The sequence below is a fragment of the Microbacterium jejuense genome (assembly GCF_039544225.1).
Lineage (GTDB): Bacteria > Actinomycetota > Actinomycetes > Actinomycetales > Microbacteriaceae > Microbacterium > Microbacterium jejuense.
The window spans coordinates 129555-150217 of sequence record NZ_BAABLG010000003.1 but is presented as its reverse complement, the minus strand read 5'-3'; the positions used below and the strand labels follow the sequence as shown (position 1 = coordinate 150217).

Sequence of the window (20663 nt, the reverse complement as noted above, 5' to 3'; positions counted from 1 at the left end):
ACGACCCCGGACAGCTGCCCGGGGTCGTCCTGTCGGTACGTGTCAGCCGCCGTTGCCCGTGATCACCGGGTGGTGGAACGTGTCGCCGAACGCGCGGTCCGAAGCGCCCTCGCGGTCGAGGTACGGCGAGACGCCACCGTCGATGAACGGCCAGCCGGCGCCGAGGATGAGGCACAGGTCGATGTCCTCGACCTCGGGCACGACACCCTCGTCGAGCATGAGCTTGATCTCCTGCGCGAGACCGTCCTGCACGCGGCGCAGGATCGTCTCGGCCGAGGCCGGGGTCGAGCCCACCGCGGGCTTGATCGCCTTCTCGGCCGCCTTGGTCCAGCCGGTCACGCGACCGCCCTTGTCCTTCTCGACGACCTCCGGCAGCTCCGCCAGCGCATGGAAGTTCTCATTCGCGTAGAAGCGCTCCGGGAACGCGTGCACCATCGTGTCCTGCACGTGGGCGGCGACCTTCCAGCCGACCAGATCGATCAGCTGGAACGGGCCCATCGGAAGCCCGAGCGGCGCGAACGCCTTCTCGACGTCGGCGACCGGCGTGCCTTCGTACACCGCACGCGCGGCCTCGCCCATCACCTTCGCCAGCAGGCGGTTGACGACGAAGCCGGGGGCGTCGGCGGTGAGGACGGCGTTCTTGCCCAGGTTCTTCGCGACCACGAACGCTGTCGAGAGGGCGGCATCCGTCGTCTGCGGCGTCTTCACGATCTCGATGAGCGGCATGACCGCCACCGGGTTGAAGAAGTGGAAGCCGACGAGGCGCTCGGGGTGCGCGAGCTTCGCGCCGATCTCTTCGACCGACAGCGAGGACGTGTTGGTGGCGAGCACCGCGTCGTCGGCGACGATCTTCTCGATCTCGCCGAACACCTGCTGCTTGACCCCGACCTCTTCGAACACGGCCTCGATGACGAAGTCGCAGTCCGCGTAGCGGCTCTTGTCGGTCGTGCCGGTGACGAGGGCGCGCAGCTTGTTGGCGGAGTCGCCGTCGAGGCGTCCCTTGGCCTCGAGCTTGCCGATCTCGTCATGGATGTACGCCACGCCCTTGTCGACGCGCGCCTGATCGAGGTCGGTGATGAGCACCGGCACCTGCAGCTTGCGCACGAACAGCAGCGCGAACTGGCTGGCCATGAGGCCCGCACCGATGATGCCGACCTTCGTCACCTTCTTGGCAAGGTCCTTGTCGGGGGCGCCGACCGGCCGCTTCGCACGCTTCTGCACCAGATCGAACGCGTACATCGACGCCGCGAACTGATCGCCGGTGACGAGCTCGGCCAGAGCCTCGTCCTCGCGGGCGAAGCCTTCGGCCTTCGTGCCGCTCTTCGCCTTGTCGAGGAGCTCGAGCGCCGCGTACGGGGACTTCGGCACGGTGCCGATCCTGGATTCGAGCATGCCGCGCGCCATCTTGATCGCAATCGGCCACTTCGTGAGGCGCTCGATCTTGCCGGGCTCGTTCTTGCGCTCGACCTTGATCCGGCCGGTCAGCACGCCGTCGGCCCACTTCAGCGAGTCCTCGAGGTAGTTCGCCGCCGGGAAGATCGCGTCGACGATCCCGTAGTCGAACGCCTGCTGAGGCTTGAGCATCCGGTTCTGCTTGAGCGGGTTCGAGATGACGACCTCGAGCGCGTTCTCGATGCCGATGAGGTTCGGCAGCAGGAAGGCGCCGCCCCAGCCGGGGATGATGCCCAGGAACACCTCGGGCAGCGCGATCGCTGCGGCCGAGGCATCCACCGTCCGATACGCGCTGTTCAGGGCGATCTCGAGCCCGCCGCCGAGCGCGAGCCCGTTGACGAACGCGAACGTGGGCACGCCGAGGCCCTCGAGCTTGCCGAACACCTTGTGGCCCAGCTGCGCCACCAGGCGCGCGTTGTCCTTCGAGCCGACCTTGGTGATGTCGCTGAGGTCGGCCCCTGCGGCCAGGATGTACGGCTTGCCGGTGATGCCGACCGCCTGGATCTCGCCCGCCGCGGCGCGCGCCTTGAGGGCGTCGAGCGTCTCGCCGAGCTGGAACATCGTCGCCGGGCCCAGCGTGTTCGGACGCGTGTGATCGCGGCCGTTGTCGAGGGTGATGAGGGCGAGCACCTTGCCCGAGGCGAGGCGGACGTCACGCACACGCGAGTGGGTGATCACCTCGCCCTCGGTGAGCGCGAGGATGGGGGAGAAGTCGATCTCGTCGTAGTTCGTCATTCCTGCGCTGCCCTTACTTCCGCTTCTTGCCGTCGTAGAACGGGTTCTCCCAGATGACCGAGCCGCCCTGGCCGAGGCCCACGCACATCGCGGTGAGGCCGTAGCGGACGTCGGGGCGCTCGGCGAACTGCGCGGCGAGCTGGATCATGAGGCGCACGCCCGACGCGGCGAGCGGGTGACCGAGCGCGATGGCGCCGCCCCACTGGTTGACGCGCGGGTCGTCATCGGCGATGCCGAAGTGGTCGAGCAGCGAGATCACCTGGATGGCGAACGCCTCGTTGAGCTCGAACAGGCCGATGTCGCCGATCTTCAGGCCGGCCTTCTTGAGCGCCTTCTCGGTCGACGGGATCGGGCCGATGCCCATGATCTCGGGCTGCACGCCCGCGAACGCGAACGACACGAGCTTCATCTTCGGCGCGAGGCCGAGCTCCTTCACGGCGCCGCCGCCGGCGAGCAGCGACATCGTCGCGCCGTCGGTCAGGGGCGACGACGTGCCGGCCGTCACCCGGCCGTGCGGGCGGAACGGCGTCTTCAGGGCAGCGAGGTCGGCCATCGTGGTCTGCGGGCGGCGGCCCTCGTCCTCAGCGGCCAGACCCCACGAGCCCTCGGCGTCCTTGATGGCGACCGACACCAGGTCGGGCTGGATCTTGCCCGCGTCGTACGCCGCCTGCGCCTTGTGCTGGCTGAGCATGCCGAAGCGGTCGGAGCGCTCCTTGGTCAGGTGCGGGAAGCGGTCGAAGATGCGCTCGGCCGTGACGCCCATGTTGAGCGCACCCGGGTCGACCATGCGCTCGCTGACGAAGCGGGGGTTCGGGTCGGCGTTGCCGCCGATCGGGTGGTGTCCCATGTGCTCGACGCCGCCGGCGAGGGCGAGGTCGTACATGCCGACGCCGATGGAACCGGCCATCGTGGTCACGCTCGTCATCGCGCCCGCGCACATGCGGTCGATCGCGAAGCCCGGGACGGTCTGGGGCAGACCCGCCAGGATCGCGACGCTGCGGCCGAGGGTGAGCCCCTGGTCACCGGTCTGCGAGGTCGCCGCGATGGCGACGTCGTCGATGTGGTCCTTGGGAACGTTCGGGTTGCGCTCCATGAGCCCGATCGTCGCCTTGACGGCGAGGTCGTCCGCTCGGGTGTTCCAGTACATGCCCTTCTCGCCGGCGCGCCCGAACGGCGTGCGCATTCCATCGACGAAGAAGACGTCCGAGATCTCGGCCACTCTGCCTCCAAGGTTTGGGATTGCACCCAGCCTATGGTGAGACTGAGTCTCACGAAATCGGTTGGTCCGATCCTACGAAGCCGCTTCGGATGCCTCCGATGCGCCTTGCACGGAATCCACAAAGGCATCGGCGATCACCTGTGCAGTCTGGTCAATCTGCCACGAGCGGGCGCCGAGTCCCGCGAGGGCTTCGCCGATGGATGCCGCCGACAGCGGCTGCGGGGGCGTCCAGGCCACGCGTCGCAGCAGCTCGGGCGTCAGCAGGTTCTCGGTGGGCATGTGCAGCTCTTCCGCACGCTGCTCGACGAGCGGTCGCGCGGCCTTCAGACGCGCGTCGGCTTCCGGGTTGCGGTCGATCCATGCCCGCGGCGGCGGGAGTGTGTCTCCGCCGCTCGCCCGCTCCAGCGGGAGCTGCGTCACGGCGCGACCGGCCTCGATGGCATCCCACCAGCGGTCCAGCTGCGAGCGGCTCGCGCGTCCGGTGAAGTCCTTCACTGCGGCCAGCGCGCTCTTGGTCTTGGGGTCGGCGAGCACCGCGGCCACGAGGGCGCGATCGGGCACGAGCCGGCCGGGGGCCACATCCTCTTCGCGCGCGTACTCCTCACGTGCGGTCCACAGCGAGCGGGCGACGGCCAGCGCCTTGCGACCCCGCACCGTGTGCAGGCCGCTGAGGCGCCGCCAGGGCTCCTCGCGCGGCGGCTTCGGTTCGCGCTCGAGCACCGCGCGGAACTCCTGGGCCGCGAAGTCCGTCTTGCCCTGCTCGTCCAGCTCGACGGCGAGCTTGTCGCGCACGTCGATCAGGTGCTCGACGTCGAGGGCGGCGTATTCGAGCCACGCCTGGGGGAGCGGGCGCGTCGACCAGTCCGACGCCGAGTGAGCCTTGGCCAGCGTGATGCCGAGCGTGTCTTCCACGACGGCGCCGAGGCCGACCCGCTCATGACCGAGCAGCCGGGCCGCGAGTTCGGTGTCGAAGATGCTGGGGGGCTCGAGGCCGATCTCGCGCAGGGACGGCAGATCCTGGCTGGCCGCGTGCAGCACCCACTCCTCGCCGCCGATCGCGTCTTCGAGCGCGCGGAAGTCGCCGATGGGCGGCGGGTCGAAGAGGAAGACGCCCGCGCCTCGTCGATAGATCTGCACGAGATAGGCACGCTGCGAGTAACGGAACCCGGAGGCGCGCTCCACGTCGACGGCCACCGGCCCGGTGCCGTCGGCCAGTCTGCGGGCGGCATCGACCGCACGGCCGACCTCATCGATGACGTCGTAGTCAGCCACGCGGTGACCTGCGCGAATCGAGCATCGCGATCCCTTCCGAGCCGGGCGGAAGTCCCGCCAGCATGCACAACAACTCCGCCCATGCTTCCACGTGCGGAGCGATGTCGCCTTCTGGCGACCACGAGGCACGCAACTCGATCTGCGCGCCGTCGCCCTCGGCGGCGAGGGAACCGAACCCTTTGGACAGTGTCTTGGTGGCTGTTCCCGACGCTGAGTGGAACGGCGCGCGACGGGACTCCAGCGCATCGGTGAGCCAGGTCCAGGCGACGTCCGCCAGCAGGGGATCGACCCCGATCTCGGGCTCGAGCGGCGCCTGTGCGAAGCACACGATGCGCCAGGGGCCGCGCCACGGCGCCGGCTCGTCCGGGTCGTGCAGCAGCACGAGTCGCCCGGTGCCGTACGGGGAGTCGGTGTCGTCGGGCCCCGAGCGCACATCGCCGGCGATCGCGAGGGCGTTCGGCGCGAGACCCTGCGGGGCAGTGATCTCGTGGACCGTCAGGTCGTCGCGGAACACGATCGCACGCACCGCGTCCGCCGCCTGCTCGAACGAGGCAGGTGCCGCGGGGGGACGCTGCTCAGCCACGCGGACAGACTAGAGTGATGCCTCGATGGTCGCCTCCAGGCGCGCCGCGAGAGACGGCGCAACTCCCACTCCCCGCCGGCTGAAGGCTCCCGGGTCGGGTGCCGCTCGGCCCGCCCCCGCGTACGTGCTCGGTGTGAAGGCCGCGCTCACCGTGCTCAGCCTCGGCTTGGCCGCCGCCCTGGGCGCCCTGGCCGCAGGATCGGTGGTGATGGCGCGACGTGTCGTGACGCCGGCGCGACGCCGGCCCGACACGCGGATCCTCGCGCTCGACACGGCCGCGCAGACGATCACGCTCTCGCGCACGCCCGACACCGAGCTGCCCGGCCGCTACGGCCTGTTCACGACCGGCACCTCCGACTACGTGAAGCTCGGGTCGGTGCTGTCCGAGGACGCCATCAGCGTCAAGCGCAAGCTCCTCACCCATGTCGGCCCCGACGAGCGCCTGGAGCCCGACGCGGCGTTCAGCGGCTGGTACTTCGATCACCCCGAACAGCTGCATCTGCCGTTCACGCCGGAGCTCATCGGCTCGACCGTCGGTCCGTGCCCGGCATGGCTGTTCCCGGCGGGCGACGGCGACACATGGGTGATCCAGGTCCACGGCCGCGGCACGACGAGGGCCGAGTGCCTGCGCGCCGTCCCGGTGTTCCACGCGCTGGGCATAACGTCGCTCGTGGTGTCGTACCGCAACGACGGCGAGGCGCCCCGCAGCCGCACCGGCACGTACGCGCTGGGCGACACCGAGTGGCGCGACGTCGACGCCGCCGTCGGGTTCGCCCGCCGGCGGGGCGCGCGCCGCGTGATCATCATGGGCTGGTCGATGGGTGGTGCGATCGCGCTGCAGCTCTCGCTGAACTCGGCGCACGGCGACGCGATCGCCGGACTCATCCTGGAGTCGCCCGTCGTGGACTGGCGCGTGGTGCTGCAGTTCCAGGCGCGCGTCGAACGTGTGCCCGCGGCGGTGAGCCGCTTCGCGATCGGGGCGCTCCAGAACGAGTGGGCGGCACCGCTCACCCGCACCGGCGGCGCGATCGACCTCGACCGGCTCGACGTGGTCGCCCGCGCGGCCGAGCTGCGGCATCCGATCCTCATCCTCCACAGCGACGACGACGGATTCGTGCCGTCGGACGCGTCGCACGGCCTCGTCGCGGCGCGCCCCGACCTCGTGGAGCTGCAGGTGTTCGAGGTGGCCCGTCACACCAAGCTGTGGAACTACGACCAGGAGCGGTGGAGCGACAGCATCCGTGCGTGGCTGACCGCGCACGGTCTCACGGGGGACTGATCCCGCGCGTCAGAGGCCGGACTTCGCGCGCACCTGACGCTGGGCGCGCAGCAGCATGCCCGTCATGCCCGAGATGCGCAGCGGCGACACCACACGGGTCAGGCCGAGCGACTGCGGGTAGTCGCCCGGCACGGCGAGCACGTCGGCAACGCTCAGACCGGTCAGCCCCTGCGCGAGGATGCTCGCGAAGCCGCGGGTCGTCGGCGCCTCGGCGGGAGCGGTCGCGTGCATCGCCACGACTCCTGCCTCGTCGACGTCGACGATGATGTACACCGGCGACTGGCACTCGACCACGCGCTCGGCGAGCTCGGGGTGTCCCTCGTACGCGGCGGGGATCGCGGGCAGCTCGTACGAGTACTCCAGCAGGAGCTGCAGCCGATCGGACTCGGCGAGCTCGAGGAACTCGTCGCGGATCTCGGCGAGGGGTTCGGGCAGGGTGTCGGTCATCCAGACCAGTTTCCCACGACCGGCGGTCAGCGGCCCGGGATCTCGCCGGGCTCGGCGCCCGTCACGATCGGCACGCGCACCGCGCTGCCCCATTCGGTCCACGAGCCATCGTAGTTGCGGACGTCGTCGAAGCCGAGCAGGTGCCTGAGCACGAACCATGTGTGGCTGGACCGCTCGCCGATGCGGCAGTAGGCGACGATCGCGTCGCCGTCCTGCAGGCCGACTTCGCCGCGATAGATCGCGTCCAGCTCGGCGCGCGGCTTGAAGCCGCCGTCCTCGGCGACCGCCCGTGCCCACGGCACGCTCTGGGCGGTGGGGATGTGCCCGCCGCGCAGCGCGCCCTCCTCGGGGTAGGCGGGGGCGGACGTGCGCGAGCCGTCGTACTCCTCTGGCGACCGCACGTCGATGAGCGGACCGGAGCCCAGATGGGCCACCACGTCGTCCTTGTACGCACGGAGGACCGTGTCGTCGCGCTCCACGACCGGGTACTCGGTCGTGGCGGGGGTCGAGGCATCCCTCGTGAGGGGGCGACCCTCCGCGATCCACTTGTCGCGGCCGCCGTCGAGCAGACGGACGTCGTCGTGGCCGAAGAGCGAGAACACCCACAGCGCGTAGGCCGCCCACCAGTTGTTCTTGTCGCCGTAGATGACCACCGTGTCATCGCGCGAGACGCCCTTGCGTCCGAGCAGCGCGGCGAAGCCCTCGCCATCGACGTAGTCGCGTACGACCGGGTCGTTCAGCTCGGTGTGCCAGTCGACCTTGACGGCGCCGGGGATGTGGCCCGTCTCGTAGAGCAGGACGTCCTCGTCGGACTCCACGACGACCAGTCCGGGCTGACCCAGGCGCGCTTGCAGCCAGTCTCCGGTCACCAGGCGGCCGGGCTCGGCGTATTCGGCGAACTTCTCGGACGACGTGTCGATCTCGACGGACATGGCTTCTCCCGGGTCTCGGATGCGCTGCGGTCGGCGGCGCCGTGCTGACGATGAGCACAGGGCTGACGGTTAGGGTTGAACCGTCGATTCCGACCCTAGATTCCCACGTGCCCGCGCGAGGCCTCGACGTAAGACTCCGTCACAGGTCGCCGCGTTCTTCTCCCGCAGAGGATCCGTATGACCGTCTCCGCCACCCGCACCGGCGTCGTCCACCTCACGGAGCGCACGCCGCAGCTCGCCGGCGCCGAGATGGTGGCGGCGCTCGTCCCGCCGCCGCAGTTCGCGAACGCGACCTTCGACACGTATCGCGCCGATCCCGCCTTCGCGTCACAACAGGAGGCCAAGGACCTCCTGATCGCGTTCGCCGGCGGCGGCGCCCCGGCCAAGGGCGGACTGTTCCGCCGGGCGAAACGGCCCGAGATCAAGCCCGGGGTGTACCTGGACGGCGGGTTCGGTGTCGGCAAGACCCACCTGCTGGCATCCGTCTACCACGCCATGCCCGCGCGTCGGAAGTACTTCGGATCGTTCATCGAGTACACCGCCCTGGTCGGCGCGCTCGGCTACCAGAACACCGTCGAGCTGTTCCGCGGATCCGACCTCCTGTGCATCGACGAGTTCGAGCTCGACGACCCAGGCGACACCATGGTCATGACACGCCTGCTCGGCGAACTGGTGGCCTCGGGCACGCGGCTGGCCGCGACCTCCAACACCCCGCCGAACGCCCTCGGCGAGGGACGGTTCGCCGCGCAGGACTTCCTGCGCGAGATCCACGCGATGGCGGCGAGCTTCCAGACCGTGCGCATCGACGGGACCGACTACCGCCACCGCGCGGTGGACGGGCACGCCGCGGTGCTCACTGCCGCACAGTACGAGGCGGCGATCGCGGACGCCGCGACCACCGGCATCGCGTCGGACGACGGCTTCGAGGCCCTCGTCGCCCACCTCGCGCACGTGCACCCATCGCGCTACATCCGCCTCATCGACGAGCTGTCGACGGTCGGCCTGCGCGACGTCCAGCCCTTCAACGACCAGTCGGCCGCGCTGAGATTCGTCGCGTTCGTGGACCGCGTGTACGACGCGCAGCTGCCCATCCGCGCCACCGGGACGTCACTGGACCTCGTCTTCCCTGACGAGATGCTCGCCGGCGGGTACCGCAAGAAGTATCTCCGCGCCATCTCGCGACTGGTGGCCTCGACGCTCGCCTGAGCGCCCGACACTCCTGAACCGGTCGACTCGGGCCTGATTCACGGGCCGCATTCGGCGCGGCGAAACACGATGTTTACGCTCGGGGCCCTCGTGTAACCGACGGGAAACACGGGATGGCCCGCTGCCGAAACGGCGCCTCGCGACACTGAGGGGACCCGACGCTATCCTGCGTCCCCCCGCAGAGAGGTTCTCCACCGAGATGGATCAAGGCAACACCGCATTCATGCTCATCGCGGCTGCGCTCGTCCTGTTGATGACGCCCGGTCTCGCGTTCTTCTACGGCGGCCTGGTCAAGGCCAAGAGCGTCATCAGCATGATGATGCTCAGCTTCGGCGCCCTCGGCCTCATCGGCGTGCTGTGGGTCGTCTACGGCTATGCGATCGCGTTCCCCGGCTCTGAGGGGCTCATCGCACCGTGGTCGATCGACTGGTCCGCCATCGGACTCACCAGCCTGCTGGAGGTTCCGGAGGGCGCCGCCTACCCGCCGCTCGCTTTCGTCGCGTTCCAGGCGACGTTCGCGATCATCACCGTCGCGCTCGTCTCGGGCGCCATCGCCGACCGCGCCAAGTTCGGCTCGTGGATGATCTTCGCCGCGATCTGGGCGACGATCGTGTACTTCCCGGTCGCGAGCTGGGTGTTCAACTTCGGCCTCGCCGACGACGGCAGCTTCGCGTACGGCGGCTGGATCACGTACGGCATGCAGGAGGTCTTCGGGGTCGGCGCGATCGACTTCGCCGGCGGCACCGCGGTCCACATCAACGCCGGTGCGGCCGCCCTCGCCCTCGCCCTCGTCCTCGGCAAGCGCCTCGGCTTCCAGAAGGGCGTGCACGTCCCGCACAACCCGCCGTTCGTGCTCCTCGGCGCGGGCCTGCTGTGGTTCGGCTGGTTCGGCTTCAACGCGGGCTCCGAGCTCGCCGCCGACGGCACGGCCGCAGTCGCGTTCGTGAACACCATCGCGGCCCCGGCCGCCGCGCTCCTGGCATGGCTGGTCGTCGAGAAGATCAAGGACGGCAAGCCCACGTCGGTCGGCGCCGCTTCGGGCGCGGTCGCGGGCCTCGTCGCGATCACCCCCGCGTGCGCCTCGCTCACCCCGATCTGGGCCATCGTCCTCGGTCTCGTCGCCGGTGCCGTCTGCGCCCTGGCGATCGAGCTCAAGTACAAGTGGGGCTTCGACGACTCGCTCGACGTCGTGGGCATCCACCTCGTCGGCGGTCTGCTCGGCACGCTCTACCTCGGCTTCTTCGCCAACACGACGGGCCTCATCTACAGCGGCAACCTGACGCAGCTGCTGGTGCAGGCGATCGCCGCCGTCTCGGTGCTCGTGTACTCGTTCGTCCTGGCGTACGCGATCGGCTGGGTCATCGAGAAGACGATCGGCTTCCGCGTGAAGAACGAGGACGAGGTCGCCGGTATCGACACCGTCGTGCACGGCGAAGAGGGCTACGTCCTCGAAGGCGCCCGCGCCTGACCCGTCCCTGACCCCGAAGGGGGCGTCGCGGTTCCCCCCACCGCGAGGCCCCCTTCGGCGTCTCCGCACGGACGACGGCGAGGGGATGCCGCGCCCGGCCGTTATCGTGATCCCGTGGCCCGTGGCATCCTCTCGTCCCTGCTCAACCTCTTCCGGCCCGCCCCGCGACCGTCGACGACTGCGGCGCCCACCGCGCCGGCCGTCGTCGCTCCCGGACGCTCGGGCAGCACCGCGACGCGGGAGATCGACCCGCCGAGCCGATCGGCACTGCGGATCACCTACAAGCCCGTCCACGACGCCGACCCCGACGCCGGCGAGATCGTCTGGACGTGGGTGCCGTACGCGGAGCGCGACGGCCGTGGCAAGGATCGGCCGGTCCTCGTCATTGGACGGTGCGACGCCGACACGGTGTACGCCGTGAAGCTCACGAGCAAGGCGCACGACGGCCAGCGGGACTTCCTCCCGATCGGGTCCGGCGCATGGGACTCGCAAGGCCGGCCGTCGTGGGTCGACATCGACCAGTTCTACCTCGTGCACCGCGCCGGTATGCGGCGGGAGGCCGCCGCACTCGACCTGGAGCGGTTCGTCCGCGTCGCAGATGCCCTTCACCGCCGCTACGGGTGGGCCGTGGGGGATCCGCGCTAGGCCGAGCGCGCCCGGTCCGCCGACGGAAGGTGCCCGCGTATCCGAGACCCCGCGCGGCCTCATCGACCGCGCGCTGGTCGGCGAGCTGCAGGGCGTCACGACGGCCTGAGAAGTGAGACAGGAGAAGCGAAAACCCCGGGCGAACCGGGGGTTTTCTTTTGGTGGGCGATACCAGACTCGAACTGATGACCTCTTCCGTGTGAAGGAAGCGCGCTACCAACTGCGCCAATCGCCCGCATCCCCGAGGGGGACGAGTAACGATAGTACCGGATGCCGAGGCATGCCTCGAACCACAACGGTGTGACACGCGCGGGCTGCATCTGGTTTTGCATGCGGCCGAACGTCGGCTAAAGTCTTACAAGTGCCCGGCGCGAAAGCGAAGGGAACGAAATGCGGATGTAGCGCAGTTGGTAGCGCACAACCTTGCCAAGGTTGGGGTCGCGAGTTCGAGTCTCGTCATCCGCTCAAGTGCAGGGATCTCTTCCAGGGATCACAGCACGTGGGGTCAAACCACACGCGGTGGCGTGGCCGAGCGGCTAGGCACCGGCCTGCAAAGCCGTTTACACGGGTTCGAATCCCGTCGCCACCTCGCCGACAACTTAACAGCCTCTATAGGCGCGATTGGCGCAGCGGTAGCGCGCTTCCCTGACACGGAAGAGGTCACTGGTTCGATCCCAGTATCGCGCACAGACGAAAACCCCTGAGAAATCAGGGGTTTTTTGCTGTTCCCGCACCAGGTACGGTGAGCGCGTGCCCCTCGTCGACGACATCCGCTCCGCGCTGCGCGAGGCCGGCGATCCCGAGCGCGCGCCGGGCCAGCAGGCGTACATGAAGTCCGCCATGCCGTTCCTCGGCGTCCGCGTGCCCGATGCCCGCCGGGTCGCGAAGGCCCTCGCGAAGGGGAGGGATGCCGCCACCCTGCGAGAGACCGCACTCAAGCTCTGGGATGCCGCCGGCTTCCGCGAGGAGCGCTACGCGGCGATGGCGCTGCTGTCGCTGCGACCGCTGCACGCCGATCCCGAACTCGTTCCGCTCGTCGAGCACTTCGTCCGCACGGGGCAGTGGTGGGACTACACCGATGAGCTCGCCCACCGCCTGGCGGACCTGCACGACGCGCGGCCCGCGCAGACCGCCGCCCTCGTGCGGGAATGGGCCCGCGACCCCGATCTGTGGATCCGGCGCATCGCGATCCTGTCGCAGCTCGGGCGAGGCATCCGTCTCGATCCTGCGATCCTCGCCGACACGGTCGCTCCCAGCACGGCAGACCCGGAGTTCTTCCTCCGCAAGGCCATCGGCTGGGCGCTGCGCGAATATGCGCGCGTCGCGCCGGACTGGGTGCGTGCCTTCGTCGACGCCCACGAGCTGAGCGCGCTCACGCGACGCGAGGCGCTCAAGCACCTGGACGCGGCTCCTCTCCGGGCCGCTGGGTAGAATCGTCCCGTGGAACTCGTCTGGACGACCGCTGCGGCGGCACTCAAGACCATCACGCGAACGCTCGGTGCCTGAGCGGGCGGGGCGCGGCGTGCGCCCGAAGCTGAGTAGCCTTGATCCGAGCCATTCCCAGGAGAGTTTCCGTGACTGACGCTGTGTCCTACCCCCTTGACGGCTTCGCCCTCTTCCCCGACCGTTCCGTGGTCGCGCTGAAGGTGAACGGCGAACTGAAAGACCTCGCGACGGTGGTGACCGAGACGGATGCCGTCGAGCCGGTCACCATCGACAGCCCCGACGGGCTCGCCATCCTGCGCCACTCCACCGCGCACGTGATGGCCCAGGCCGTCCAGCGCATCAACCCGCAGGCCAACCTCGGCATCGGCCCGCCCATCACCGACGGCTTCTACTACGACTTCGGCGTGGAGCATCCCTTCACCCCCGAAGACGTCAAGGCCATCGACAAAGAGATGCAGCGCATCATCCGCGAGGGGCAGCGCTTCGTGCGCCGCGTCGTGACCGACGAAGAGGCGCGCGCGGAGCTCGTCGACGAGCCGTTCAAGCTCGAGCTGATCGGGCTGAAGGGCGGGGGCGCCGAGAAGACCGAGGGCGCCTCGGTCGAGGTCGGCGCGGGCGAGCTGACGATCTACGACAACGTCGACCGCGACGGCCAGACTGTCTGGAAGGACCTCTGCCGCGGACCGCACCTGCCCAGCACCCGCCTGATCGGCAACGGCTGGGCGCTGCAGCGCGTCGCCGGCGCGTACTGGCGCGGCAGTGAGAAGAACCCGCAGCTGCAGCGCATCTACGGCACCGCATGGCCGACCAAGGACGAGCTGCGCGCCTATCAGACCCGGCTGGAAGAGGCGGCGAAGCGCGACCACCGCAAGCTCGGCAAGGACCTCGACCTGTTCTCGTTCCCCGACGAGATCGGCTCCGGCCTGTCGGTATGGCACCCTCGCGGCGGAATCATCCGCGGCGAGATGGAGCAGCACGCGCGGCGACGCCACATCGCGGGCGGGTACACCTACGTGTACACCCCGCACATCTCGAAGCAGGACCTCTTCCTCACGTCGAACCACCTCGTCACATACAAGGACGGCATGTTCCCGCCCATCGTGATGGACGAGGAGCGCGACGAGAACGGCGAGATCACCAAGCAGGGCCAGGACTACTACCTGAAGCCCATGAACTGCCCGATGCACATCCTGATCTACAAGGAGCGCGCGCGCAGCTATCGGGATCTGCCGATGCGCCTGGCCGAGAACGGCACCGTCTACCGCAACGAGCTCTCGGGCGCGCTGCACGGCCTCACCCGCGTGCGCGGCTTCACGCAGGACGACTCCCACCTGTTCGTCACCCCCGAGCAGCTCGAGGGCGAGGCGACCCGCGTGCTCGAGTTCGTCATCTCGATGCTGCGCGACTTCGGCCTCGACGACTTCGAGCTCGAGCTGTCGATGCGCGACGACGAGAAAGACAAGTGGATCGGGTCGGACGAGTTCTGGGAGTACTCGACGAACGCGCTGCGCAACGTCGCGGTCGCCAGTGGGCTGAAGCTCACCGAGGTGCCCGGCGAGGCGGCGTTCTACGGGCCCAAGATCGACCTCAAGACCCGTGACGCCATCGGCCGCACCTGGCAGCTGTCGACAGTGCAGGTCGACCCCAACCTGCCGGAGCGCTTCGAGCTGGAGTACACCGACCGCGACGGCCAGAAGAAGCGGCCGATCATGATCCACCGCGCGCTGTTCGGTTCGATCGAGCGCTTCTTCGCGATCCTGCTCGAGCACTACGCGGGCGCGTTCCCGGTGTGGCTGTCTCCGGTCCAGGTCGTGGGCATCCCGGTCGCCGAGGAGTTCGCCGACTACCTCGGCGAGGTCGTGGACCAGTTGAAGGCGGAGGGCGTCCGGGCGGAGCTCGACCACTCCGACGACCGCATGCAGAAGAAGATCCGCACGCACACCACCCAGAAGGTGCCGCTGCAGCTGATCGCGGGCGCGCAGGACCAGGCCGCCGGCACCGTGTCGTTCCGCTTCCGCGACGGCTCGCAGGAGAACGGCGTGCCGATCGCCGACGCGGTGCGTCGCGTGGGCGAGGCCATCGCCTCGCACGCTCTGGTGAACACTGCGGAGGACTTCGCGTGAGCTCCGTCGACGGGGCCGGGTCGGCCACACCCGAGCGGGATGCCGCCGACCCGGCGCTCGTCGACGCCGCGTCGTTCGCGGGCGTGCCGGACGAGTTCCAGCGCCTGTGGACGCCGCACCGCATGGCCTACATCCAGGCCGGGCCCGAGGTGCTGCGCAAGGAGTGCCCGTTCTGCGAGGCGCCCCGCAAGTCCGACGAGGACGGCCTGATCGTCTTCCGCGGGCGGACCGCCTACGCGCTGCTGAACCTGTTCCCGTACAACTCGGGGCACCTGCTCGTGTGCCCGTACCGCCACATCGCGACGTACGACCAGGCGACCGACGAAGAGGTCGCCGAGATCGCCGCGCTCACCCAGCAGGGCATGCGTGTGCTGCGTCAGGTGTCGCGCTGCGACGGCTTCAACATCGGCATGAATCAGGGCCATGTCGCCGGTGCGGGCGTCGACGAGCACCTGCATCAGCACATCGTGCCGCGGTGGGCGTCCGACGCGAACTTCTTCCCGATCATCGCGCGCACCAAGGCGCTCCCGCAGTTGCTGGGCGATGTGCGACGAGCGGTCTCGGACGCCTGGAACGCGTAGGAGGAGTGGATGCCGCGGGCCGCGGCATCCACTCCTCGCGAGGTGTCAGCGCACCTGCTGGACGGCGAACTGCAGACGCGGGTTCGCGTAGGCGTCCTGCGACTCGATGAGCTGCAGTTCGCGCTCACCGGACGCGTGCGTGCGCTCCAGCAGGTCGAAGACGCTCGACGTGGTGCGCGCCAGGGCGTCGGCCGCGTCACCGGTGCGACGGTAGTGCGCGGTGAACAGGGCCGCCGTCACGTCGCCCGAGCCGTTGGCCTTCATCGGGATGTGCGGTGTCTGCACGATCCACGCGCCGTCGTCGGTGACGGCGAGCATCTCGATCGTGCCCTCGGCGCGGTCCGGGCGCTCGACGCTCGTGACGAGCACGGTGCGGGGGCCCATGTCGCGGGCGAGGTCGGCCGAGGCGAGCGTGGATTCGAGGTCGGCGGGCTCGGTCTCGGTGAGGAAGCCGAGCTCGAACTGGTTCGGGGTGATGATGTCGGCTGCCGGCACCACGCGATCGCGCAGCAGGACCGGGATCGCCGGGGCGACGAAGCAGCCCGACTTGGCGTTGCCCATCACCGGATCGCACGCGTACACGGCGTCGGGGTTCGCGGCCTTGACCCGTGCGACAGCGTCGAGGATCACGTCGGCGATGCCCTCGCCGCCCTGATAGCCCGAGAGGACCACGTCGATCTGGGGGAACGCGCCGCGCTCCTCGATGCCCAGGATCACCTCGCGCACGTCGTCGGGGCTGATCATCGGACCGCGCCACGCGCCGTACCCGGTGTGGTTCGAGAAGTTGACCGTGTACACCGGCATGACCTCGACGCCGATGCGCTGCAGGGGGAACACGGCTGCCGAGTTGCCGACGTGGCCGTAGGCGACCGCCGACTGGATCGAGAGGATCTTCACCGGTCGATCATCCCACTTCGCGCAGCCGCACCCTGCCGCCCGCGGCGGCGACGGCCGCGGCGAGGTCGTCCGCCAGCTGTGCGGCGGCCGTGTCGTCGAGGTCGTGCACGGTCAGTCGCAGGCGGTGCGAAGGCTCGTCGCCGGCGAGCACGAATTCGTCTCCGGGGCGCGCCAGCCAGCCCCGGCGCATGAGCTGCTCCGAGACGGCACGGGCGGGGACAGGCAGCGGGATCCAGAGGTTCAGTCCGTCGCCCACCTCGGCATCGAGGTCGTGTGCGGCCAGCAGCTCGGCGAAGGCCGCGTTGCGCGCGGCGTAGTGGGCGCCGGCCCACTCGATCCGGGCAGCGGTGGCGTCGTCGGTCACGAGTGCCAGCGTGAGACGCTGCAGCAGATGGCTCACCCAGGTGGTGCCCGGCGTCAGCCGCATCGCGAGCCGCTCCGCGGTCTCGGGATCGGATGCCGTCACGGCGAGGCACATGTCTGGGCCGAGGAACTTCGACACCGACCGCACGAGCGCCCAGCGCCGGTGCTCGGGCGAGACCAGGGAGTGGAAGGGCTGTCGCGAGAGCATCGAGAAGTGGTCGTCCTCGATCACGAGCACATAAGGATGCTCGCGCAGCACGGCGCGCAGGTCCGCGGCGCGCGCGGCCGACAGGCTCGCGCCCGTCGGGTTCTGAGCCCGCGGTGTGTGGACGACGGCTCGCACACCCTGCTCGAGCGCCGCGCGGAGCCCCTCGACGGTCATCCCCTCGTCGTCGACGGGCACGGGGACCGCGCGGTAGCCGCCGATGCGGACCGTGTGGATGCTGGTGAGGAAGCAGGGGTCCTCCAGGCCGACGGCGTCGTCGCGCGTGAGCGCCTGGGCGAGAAGTCGCTCGACGGCATCTGCCGCACCGCTGGTGATGGTGAGGCGCAGGTCGGCGGCGGCGAGCCCCGCACTCATCCATCCCCGCGCCCACCGCTCCAGGTCGGGGTCTATCACCGGCTCGCCGTAGAGCACGGGGCGGCCGGCCATGCTCGCCAGCGCGGGCGCGATGTCGGGGATCAGATCCGGGTCGGGGTTGCCCGTGCCGACGTCGCGCAGCACGCTGCCCGCCGCGAACCCCTCCTGTGCGACGGGGGAGAGGTCGGCAACGCGTGTGCCCCCGCGCCCTCTCGTGACGACCACGCCCGCCTGTGTCAGCTGACGGTAGGCGGCCACGACGGTGTTGCGATTGACACCGAGCTCGTCCGCGAGCGAGCGCACCGGGGGGAGCGGATCGCCCGGACGCAGTCGCGCCCGCTCGATCAGTGCACGCACGCTGTCGGCGATCTCGGTCGCGGATCGGCCGCGGATCTCGGGGGTCATGTCCACCGTCCCTGCTGTTCGCCGGTCCCGCCGATTGTAGGACGCAGACCATGCTATCTTTTGGCCTAGGTCAATGGTCGTATTGTCCTGATTCATCGTTCGACGGCGTGGCCCGTCGAGTTTCCAGCCAAGGGAGAACCGTCGTGAGCACTGCCGACACGGGAACGGACCGCGTCAAGCGCGGCCTCGCCGAGATGCTCAAGGGCGGCGTCATCATGGACGTCGTCACCCCCGAGCAGGCCAAGATCGCGGAGGACGCCGGCGCGGTCGCCGTGATGGCGCTGGAGCGCGTGCCGGCCGACATCCGCGCCGAGGGCGGCGTCTCGCGCATGAGCGACCCCGACATGATCGACGGCATCATCGAGGCCGTCTCGATCCCCGTCATGGCGAAGGCGCGCATCGGCCACTTCGTCGAGGCGCAGGTGCTCCAGCAGCTCGGCGTGGACTACATCGACGAATCCGAGGTGCTCTCGCCGGCCGACTACGTCAACCACATCGACAAGTGGAACTTCACCGTGCCGTTCGTGTGCGGCGCCACCAACCTCGGCGAGGCGCTGCGCCGCATCAACGAGGGCGCCGCGATGATCCGCTCCAAGGGCGAGGCCGGCACCGGCGACGTCTCCGAGGCGACCAAGCACATCCGCAAGATCAACGCCGAGATCAATGCGCTCCGCTCGATGAGCAAGGACGAGCTGTACGTGGCCGCCAAGGAGCTGCAGGCGCCCTACCAGCTGGTCGCCGAGGTCGCCGAGACCGGCAAGCTGCCCGTCGTGCTCTTCGTCGCCGGCGGTGTCGCGACGCCCGCGGATGCCGCGATGATGATGCAGCTCGGCGCCGACGGCGTATTCGTCGGTTCGGGCATCTTCAAGTCCGGCAACCCGGCCGAGCGCGCCGCCGCGATCGTCAAGGCGACGACGTTCTACGACGACGCCCAGGTGATCGCCGACGTGTCGCGCGGCCTCGGCGAGGCGATGGTCGGCATCAACGTCGCCGACCTCCCCGCGCCGCACCGCCTCGCCGAGCGCGGCTGGTGACGTCACCGCGCGTCGGCGTCCTGGCGCTGCAGGGCGATGTCCGCGAGCACGCGCGCGTGCTCGCGGACCTGGGCGCCGACGTCGTGGCCGTCCGCCGGCCGGCCGAGCTCGACTCCGTCGACGGCCTCGTGATCCCCGGCGGCGAGTCGAGCGTGATCGACAAGCTGTCCCGGACGTTCGGGATGCGGCATCCGCTTCGCGAAGCGATCGCCGACGGGATGCCGGTGTACGGGACGTGCGCGGGGCTCATCCTGCTCGCCGACCGCATCGCCGACGGCGCGCCGGGGCAGCAGACCTTCGGCGGGCTCGATGTGACGGTGCGCCGCAACGCCTTCGGCAGCCAGGTCGACTCGTTCGAGGTCGACCTGGACGTGCCCGCGCTCGGCGACCCGCCCGTGCACGCGGCGTTCATCCGCGCGCCGCTGGTCGAGCAGCTCGGCGCGGGCGTCGAGCCCCTCGCGACGCTGTCGGACGGACGCGTCGTCGCGGTGCGCCAGGGGGCGCTGCTGGGCACCTCGTTCCACCCCGAGGTCACCGGCGAACGCCGCTTCCACGCGCTGCTGCTGGATCTCGTCCGCGAGCGTGTGCGCCGCACGGGCCGCGCCGACGCCGCGCGGTAGATTCGGACGCATGACGATCAACGACTGGTGGCGCGAGCACCCCGAGGAGCGCTACTGGATGATCGCGCCGTCGCGCGGCGTCGTCGGAGACGCCCTGTCGGCGCCGAAGGCCCGCGACGAGCACCGGTTCGAGTGGTCGCACGAGCTCGTCGGCTACACCGAGCCGGGCGACACGCTGTTCGTCTGGGACCGCACCCTGCCGGTGCCAGGCATCGCCGCATGGGGCCGCGTGCTCGGCCCACTCGGTGAAGAGACCCGCGAACGCCGGGGCGACGACCTGCCGCACTGGCGCATGCCGATCAGCGACACGCTGCGCCTCGCGGCGCCCATCACGCTGCCGAGCCTGCGACGCGTCGGATCCGAGATCGTCGCGGTGCGCGACCGCGTCGAGGCACTCACCGAGGGGCCCGTCTACTTCCCGTTCATCGGCGCGCCGGAAACCCTCGCACCCGCCCCCGCGTACCTCACCAAGGTGCCGCGGGACCTCGTCGCGCTGCTGTCGTCGCGGTTCGGTTTCGAGTTCGCGCTGTAGCCGGGGGATAAACTGGTCCATCGGGCGAGGCGCTCACGCGCCTTCCGCTGACGAGCGATTTTCAGGAGGACCATGTCCGGGCATTCCAAGTGGGCAACGACCAAGCACAAGAAGGCCGTCATCGACAGCCGCCGTGCGAAGTCGTGGGCCAAGCTCATCAAGAACATCGAGGTCGCGGCGAAGCTCGGCGGGCCCGACCTGCAGGGCAACCCGACGCTGTTCGACGCCGTGCTCAAGGCGAAGAAGACCTCGGTCCCCAAGGACAACATCGACCGCGCGATCAAGCGCGGCGCGGGCATCGGCGGCGAGTCCGTCGAGTACGCGTCGATCATGTACGAGGGCTACGGCCCCAACGGCGTCGCACTCATGATCGAGTGTCTGACCGACAACAAGAACCGCGCGGCCGCCGAGGTGCGCACCGCGCTGACCCGCAACGGCGGCACGCTCGCCGACCCGGGCAGCGTGGCGTACAACTTCACGCGCAAGGGCGTGATCGTCGTCGGCGGCGAGGGCACCAGCGAGGACGACGTCATGCTGGCCGTGCTCGAGGCCGGCGCCGAGGAGGTCGAGCCGCACGCGCAGGGCTTCGAGGTCATCACCGAGGCGACCGACCTCGTGTCGGTGCGCTCGGCGCTGCAGGAGGCCGGCATCGACTACGAGTCGGCAGACGTCGAGTTCGTCCCCAACCTCAAGGTCGAGGTCGACGCCGACACGGCACGCAAGGTGTTCCGCCTCATCGACGCGCTCGAAGACAGCGATGACGTGCAGAACGTCTACAGCAACTTCGACCTCACCGCCGAGGTGCAGGCCGAGCTCGAGTCCGACGAGGACTGACACACACAGA

19 protein-coding genes and 4 tRNA genes are annotated in these 20663 nt (G+C 69.7%); 14 read left to right on the top strand and 9 right to left on the bottom strand.

Annotated elements, in window-relative coordinates; genetic code table 11:
• Window positions 1-42 precede the first annotated feature (42 nt).
• From ABEA46_RS04975 to ABEA46_RS04960, 4 genes are all read right to left on the bottom strand, one after another.
• Window positions 43-2187: a 3-hydroxyacyl-CoA dehydrogenase NAD-binding domain-containing protein gene (locus tag ABEA46_RS04975; protein ID WP_345543259.1), complete on the bottom strand. Its 2145-nt coding sequence runs from the start codon at window positions 2185-2187 to the stop codon at window positions 43-45.
• A gap of 13 nt (window positions 2188-2200) precedes the next feature.
• Window positions 2201-3406 carry a thiolase family protein gene (locus ABEA46_RS04970; protein WP_345543258.1) on the bottom strand — a complete coding sequence of 402 codons (1206 nt, stop codon included), beginning with the start codon at window positions 3404-3406 and terminating at the stop codon, window positions 2201-2203.
• A 72-nt stretch (window positions 3407-3478) separates the two neighbouring features.
• Entirely contained in the window at window positions 3479-4678 is a 1200-nt protein-coding gene (locus tag ABEA46_RS04965; protein ID WP_345543257.1) for a ribonuclease D, read from the bottom strand.
• Window positions 4671-5261, bottom strand: coding sequence for a DUF3000 domain-containing protein (locus ABEA46_RS04960; protein WP_345543256.1), 591 nt, complete (start codon window positions 5259-5261; stop codon window positions 4671-4673). The genes ABEA46_RS04965 and ABEA46_RS04960 overlap by 8 nt, the downstream gene beginning before the upstream one ends.
• A gap of 25 nt (window positions 5262-5286) precedes the next feature.
• Here ABEA46_RS04960 and ABEA46_RS04955 point away from each other — a divergent pair, with 25 nt between their 5' ends.
• Window positions 5287-6540, top strand: coding sequence for an alpha/beta hydrolase family protein (locus ABEA46_RS04955; protein WP_345543255.1), 1254 nt, complete (start codon window positions 5287-5289; stop codon window positions 6538-6540).
• Between the two features lie 9 nt (window positions 6541-6549).
• Here the strand turns inward: ABEA46_RS04955 and ABEA46_RS04950 are convergent, their stop codons facing one another.
• Entirely contained in the window at window positions 6550-6987 is a 438-nt protein-coding gene (locus tag ABEA46_RS04950) for a SufE family protein (RefSeq protein WP_345543254.1), read from the bottom strand.
• A 26-nt stretch (window positions 6988-7013) separates the two neighbouring features.
• Window positions 7014-7919 (bottom strand): sulfurtransferase, encoded by a 906-nt coding sequence (locus tag ABEA46_RS04945; RefSeq protein WP_345543252.1) that lies wholly within the window; start codon window positions 7917-7919, stop codon window positions 7014-7016.
• A 177-nt stretch (window positions 7920-8096) separates the two neighbouring features.
• Between ABEA46_RS04945 and zapE the strand changes: the two genes are divergently transcribed.
• From zapE to ABEA46_RS04930, 3 genes are all read left to right on the top strand, one after another.
• Window positions 8097-9125: a cell division protein ZapE gene (gene zapE / locus ABEA46_RS04940; RefSeq protein ID WP_345543251.1), complete on the top strand. Its 1029-nt coding sequence runs from the start codon at window positions 8097-8099 to the stop codon at window positions 9123-9125.
• Between the two features lie 199 nt (window positions 9126-9324).
• Window positions 9325-10593, top strand: a complete 1269-nt coding sequence (locus tag ABEA46_RS04935) for an ammonium transporter (protein WP_345543250.1) — start codon at window positions 9325-9327, stop codon at window positions 10591-10593.
• A gap of 114 nt (window positions 10594-10707) precedes the next feature.
• Window positions 10708-11238 carry a type II toxin-antitoxin system PemK/MazF family toxin gene (locus ABEA46_RS04930; RefSeq protein WP_345543249.1) on the top strand — a complete coding sequence of 177 codons (531 nt, stop codon included), beginning with the start codon at window positions 10708-10710 and terminating at the stop codon, window positions 11236-11238.
• Window positions 11239-11397: 159 nt separating this feature from the next.
• On the opposite strand, the gene ABEA46_RS04925 is transcribed toward ABEA46_RS04930, so the two are convergent.
• Window positions 11398-11473 (bottom strand) — tRNA-Val (locus ABEA46_RS04925).
• Window positions 11474-11630: 157 nt separating this feature from the next.
• Between ABEA46_RS04925 and ABEA46_RS04920 the strand changes: the two genes are divergently transcribed.
• From ABEA46_RS04920 to ABEA46_RS04895, 6 genes are all read left to right on the top strand, one after another.
• A tRNA-Gly gene (locus ABEA46_RS04920) sits at window positions 11631-11703 on the top strand.
• Between the two features lie 53 nt (window positions 11704-11756).
• A tRNA-Cys gene (locus ABEA46_RS04915) sits at window positions 11757-11827 on the top strand.
• A gap of 26 nt (window positions 11828-11853) precedes the next feature.
• Window positions 11854-11925: transfer RNA gene (locus ABEA46_RS04910), tRNA-Val, on the top strand.
• Between the two features lie 63 nt (window positions 11926-11988).
• Complete coding sequence (locus ABEA46_RS04905) at window positions 11989-12669, top strand: DNA alkylation repair protein (RefSeq protein WP_345543248.1); 681 nt, start codon at window positions 11989-11991, stop codon at window positions 12667-12669.
• Window positions 12670-12812: 143 nt separating this feature from the next.
• Entirely contained in the window at window positions 12813-14807 is a 1995-nt protein-coding gene (gene thrS, locus ABEA46_RS04900) for a threonine--tRNA ligase (protein WP_345543247.1), read from the top strand.
• Window positions 14804-15388 (top strand): HIT family protein, encoded by a 585-nt coding sequence (locus ABEA46_RS04895; RefSeq protein WP_425563159.1) that lies wholly within the window; start codon window positions 14804-14806, stop codon window positions 15386-15388. Before thrS ends, ABEA46_RS04895 begins: the two co-directional genes overlap by 4 nt.
• A gap of 45 nt (window positions 15389-15433) precedes the next feature.
• Here ABEA46_RS04895 and pdxY read toward each other — a convergent pair whose 3' ends face one another.
• Together pdxY and ABEA46_RS04885 are read right to left on the bottom strand one after the other, a co-directional pair.
• On the bottom strand, window positions 15434-16285 hold the full coding sequence (gene pdxY / locus ABEA46_RS04890; protein ID WP_345543246.1) for a pyridoxal kinase PdxY: 852 nt from the start codon (window positions 16283-16285) through the stop codon (window positions 15434-15436).
• Window positions 16286-16292: 7 nt separating this feature from the next.
• On the bottom strand, window positions 16293-17633 hold the full coding sequence (locus ABEA46_RS04885; protein WP_345543244.1) for an aminotransferase class I/II-fold pyridoxal phosphate-dependent enzyme: 1341 nt from the start codon (window positions 17631-17633) through the stop codon (window positions 16293-16295).
• A 143-nt stretch (window positions 17634-17776) separates the two neighbouring features.
• Here ABEA46_RS04885 and pdxS point away from each other — a divergent pair, with 143 nt between their 5' ends.
• From pdxS to ABEA46_RS04865, 4 genes are all read left to right on the top strand, one after another.
• Window positions 17777-18667, top strand: coding sequence for a pyridoxal 5'-phosphate synthase lyase subunit PdxS (gene pdxS, locus ABEA46_RS04880; protein WP_345543243.1), 891 nt, complete (start codon window positions 17777-17779; stop codon window positions 18665-18667).
• A complete protein-coding gene (gene pdxT, locus ABEA46_RS04875) occupies window positions 18661-19287 on the top strand; it encodes a pyridoxal 5'-phosphate synthase glutaminase subunit PdxT (RefSeq protein WP_345543793.1) in 627 nt (208 codons plus the stop codon). The genes pdxS and pdxT overlap by 7 nt, the downstream gene beginning before the upstream one ends.
• 10 nt (window positions 19288-19297) lie before the next feature.
• Complete coding sequence (locus ABEA46_RS04870) at window positions 19298-19819, top strand: hypothetical protein (protein WP_345543242.1); 522 nt, start codon at window positions 19298-19300, stop codon at window positions 19817-19819.
• A gap of 72 nt (window positions 19820-19891) precedes the next feature.
• Complete coding sequence (locus ABEA46_RS04865) at window positions 19892-20653, top strand: YebC/PmpR family DNA-binding transcriptional regulator (protein WP_345543241.1); 762 nt, start codon at window positions 19892-19894, stop codon at window positions 20651-20653.
• Window positions 20654-20663 lie beyond the last annotated feature (10 nt).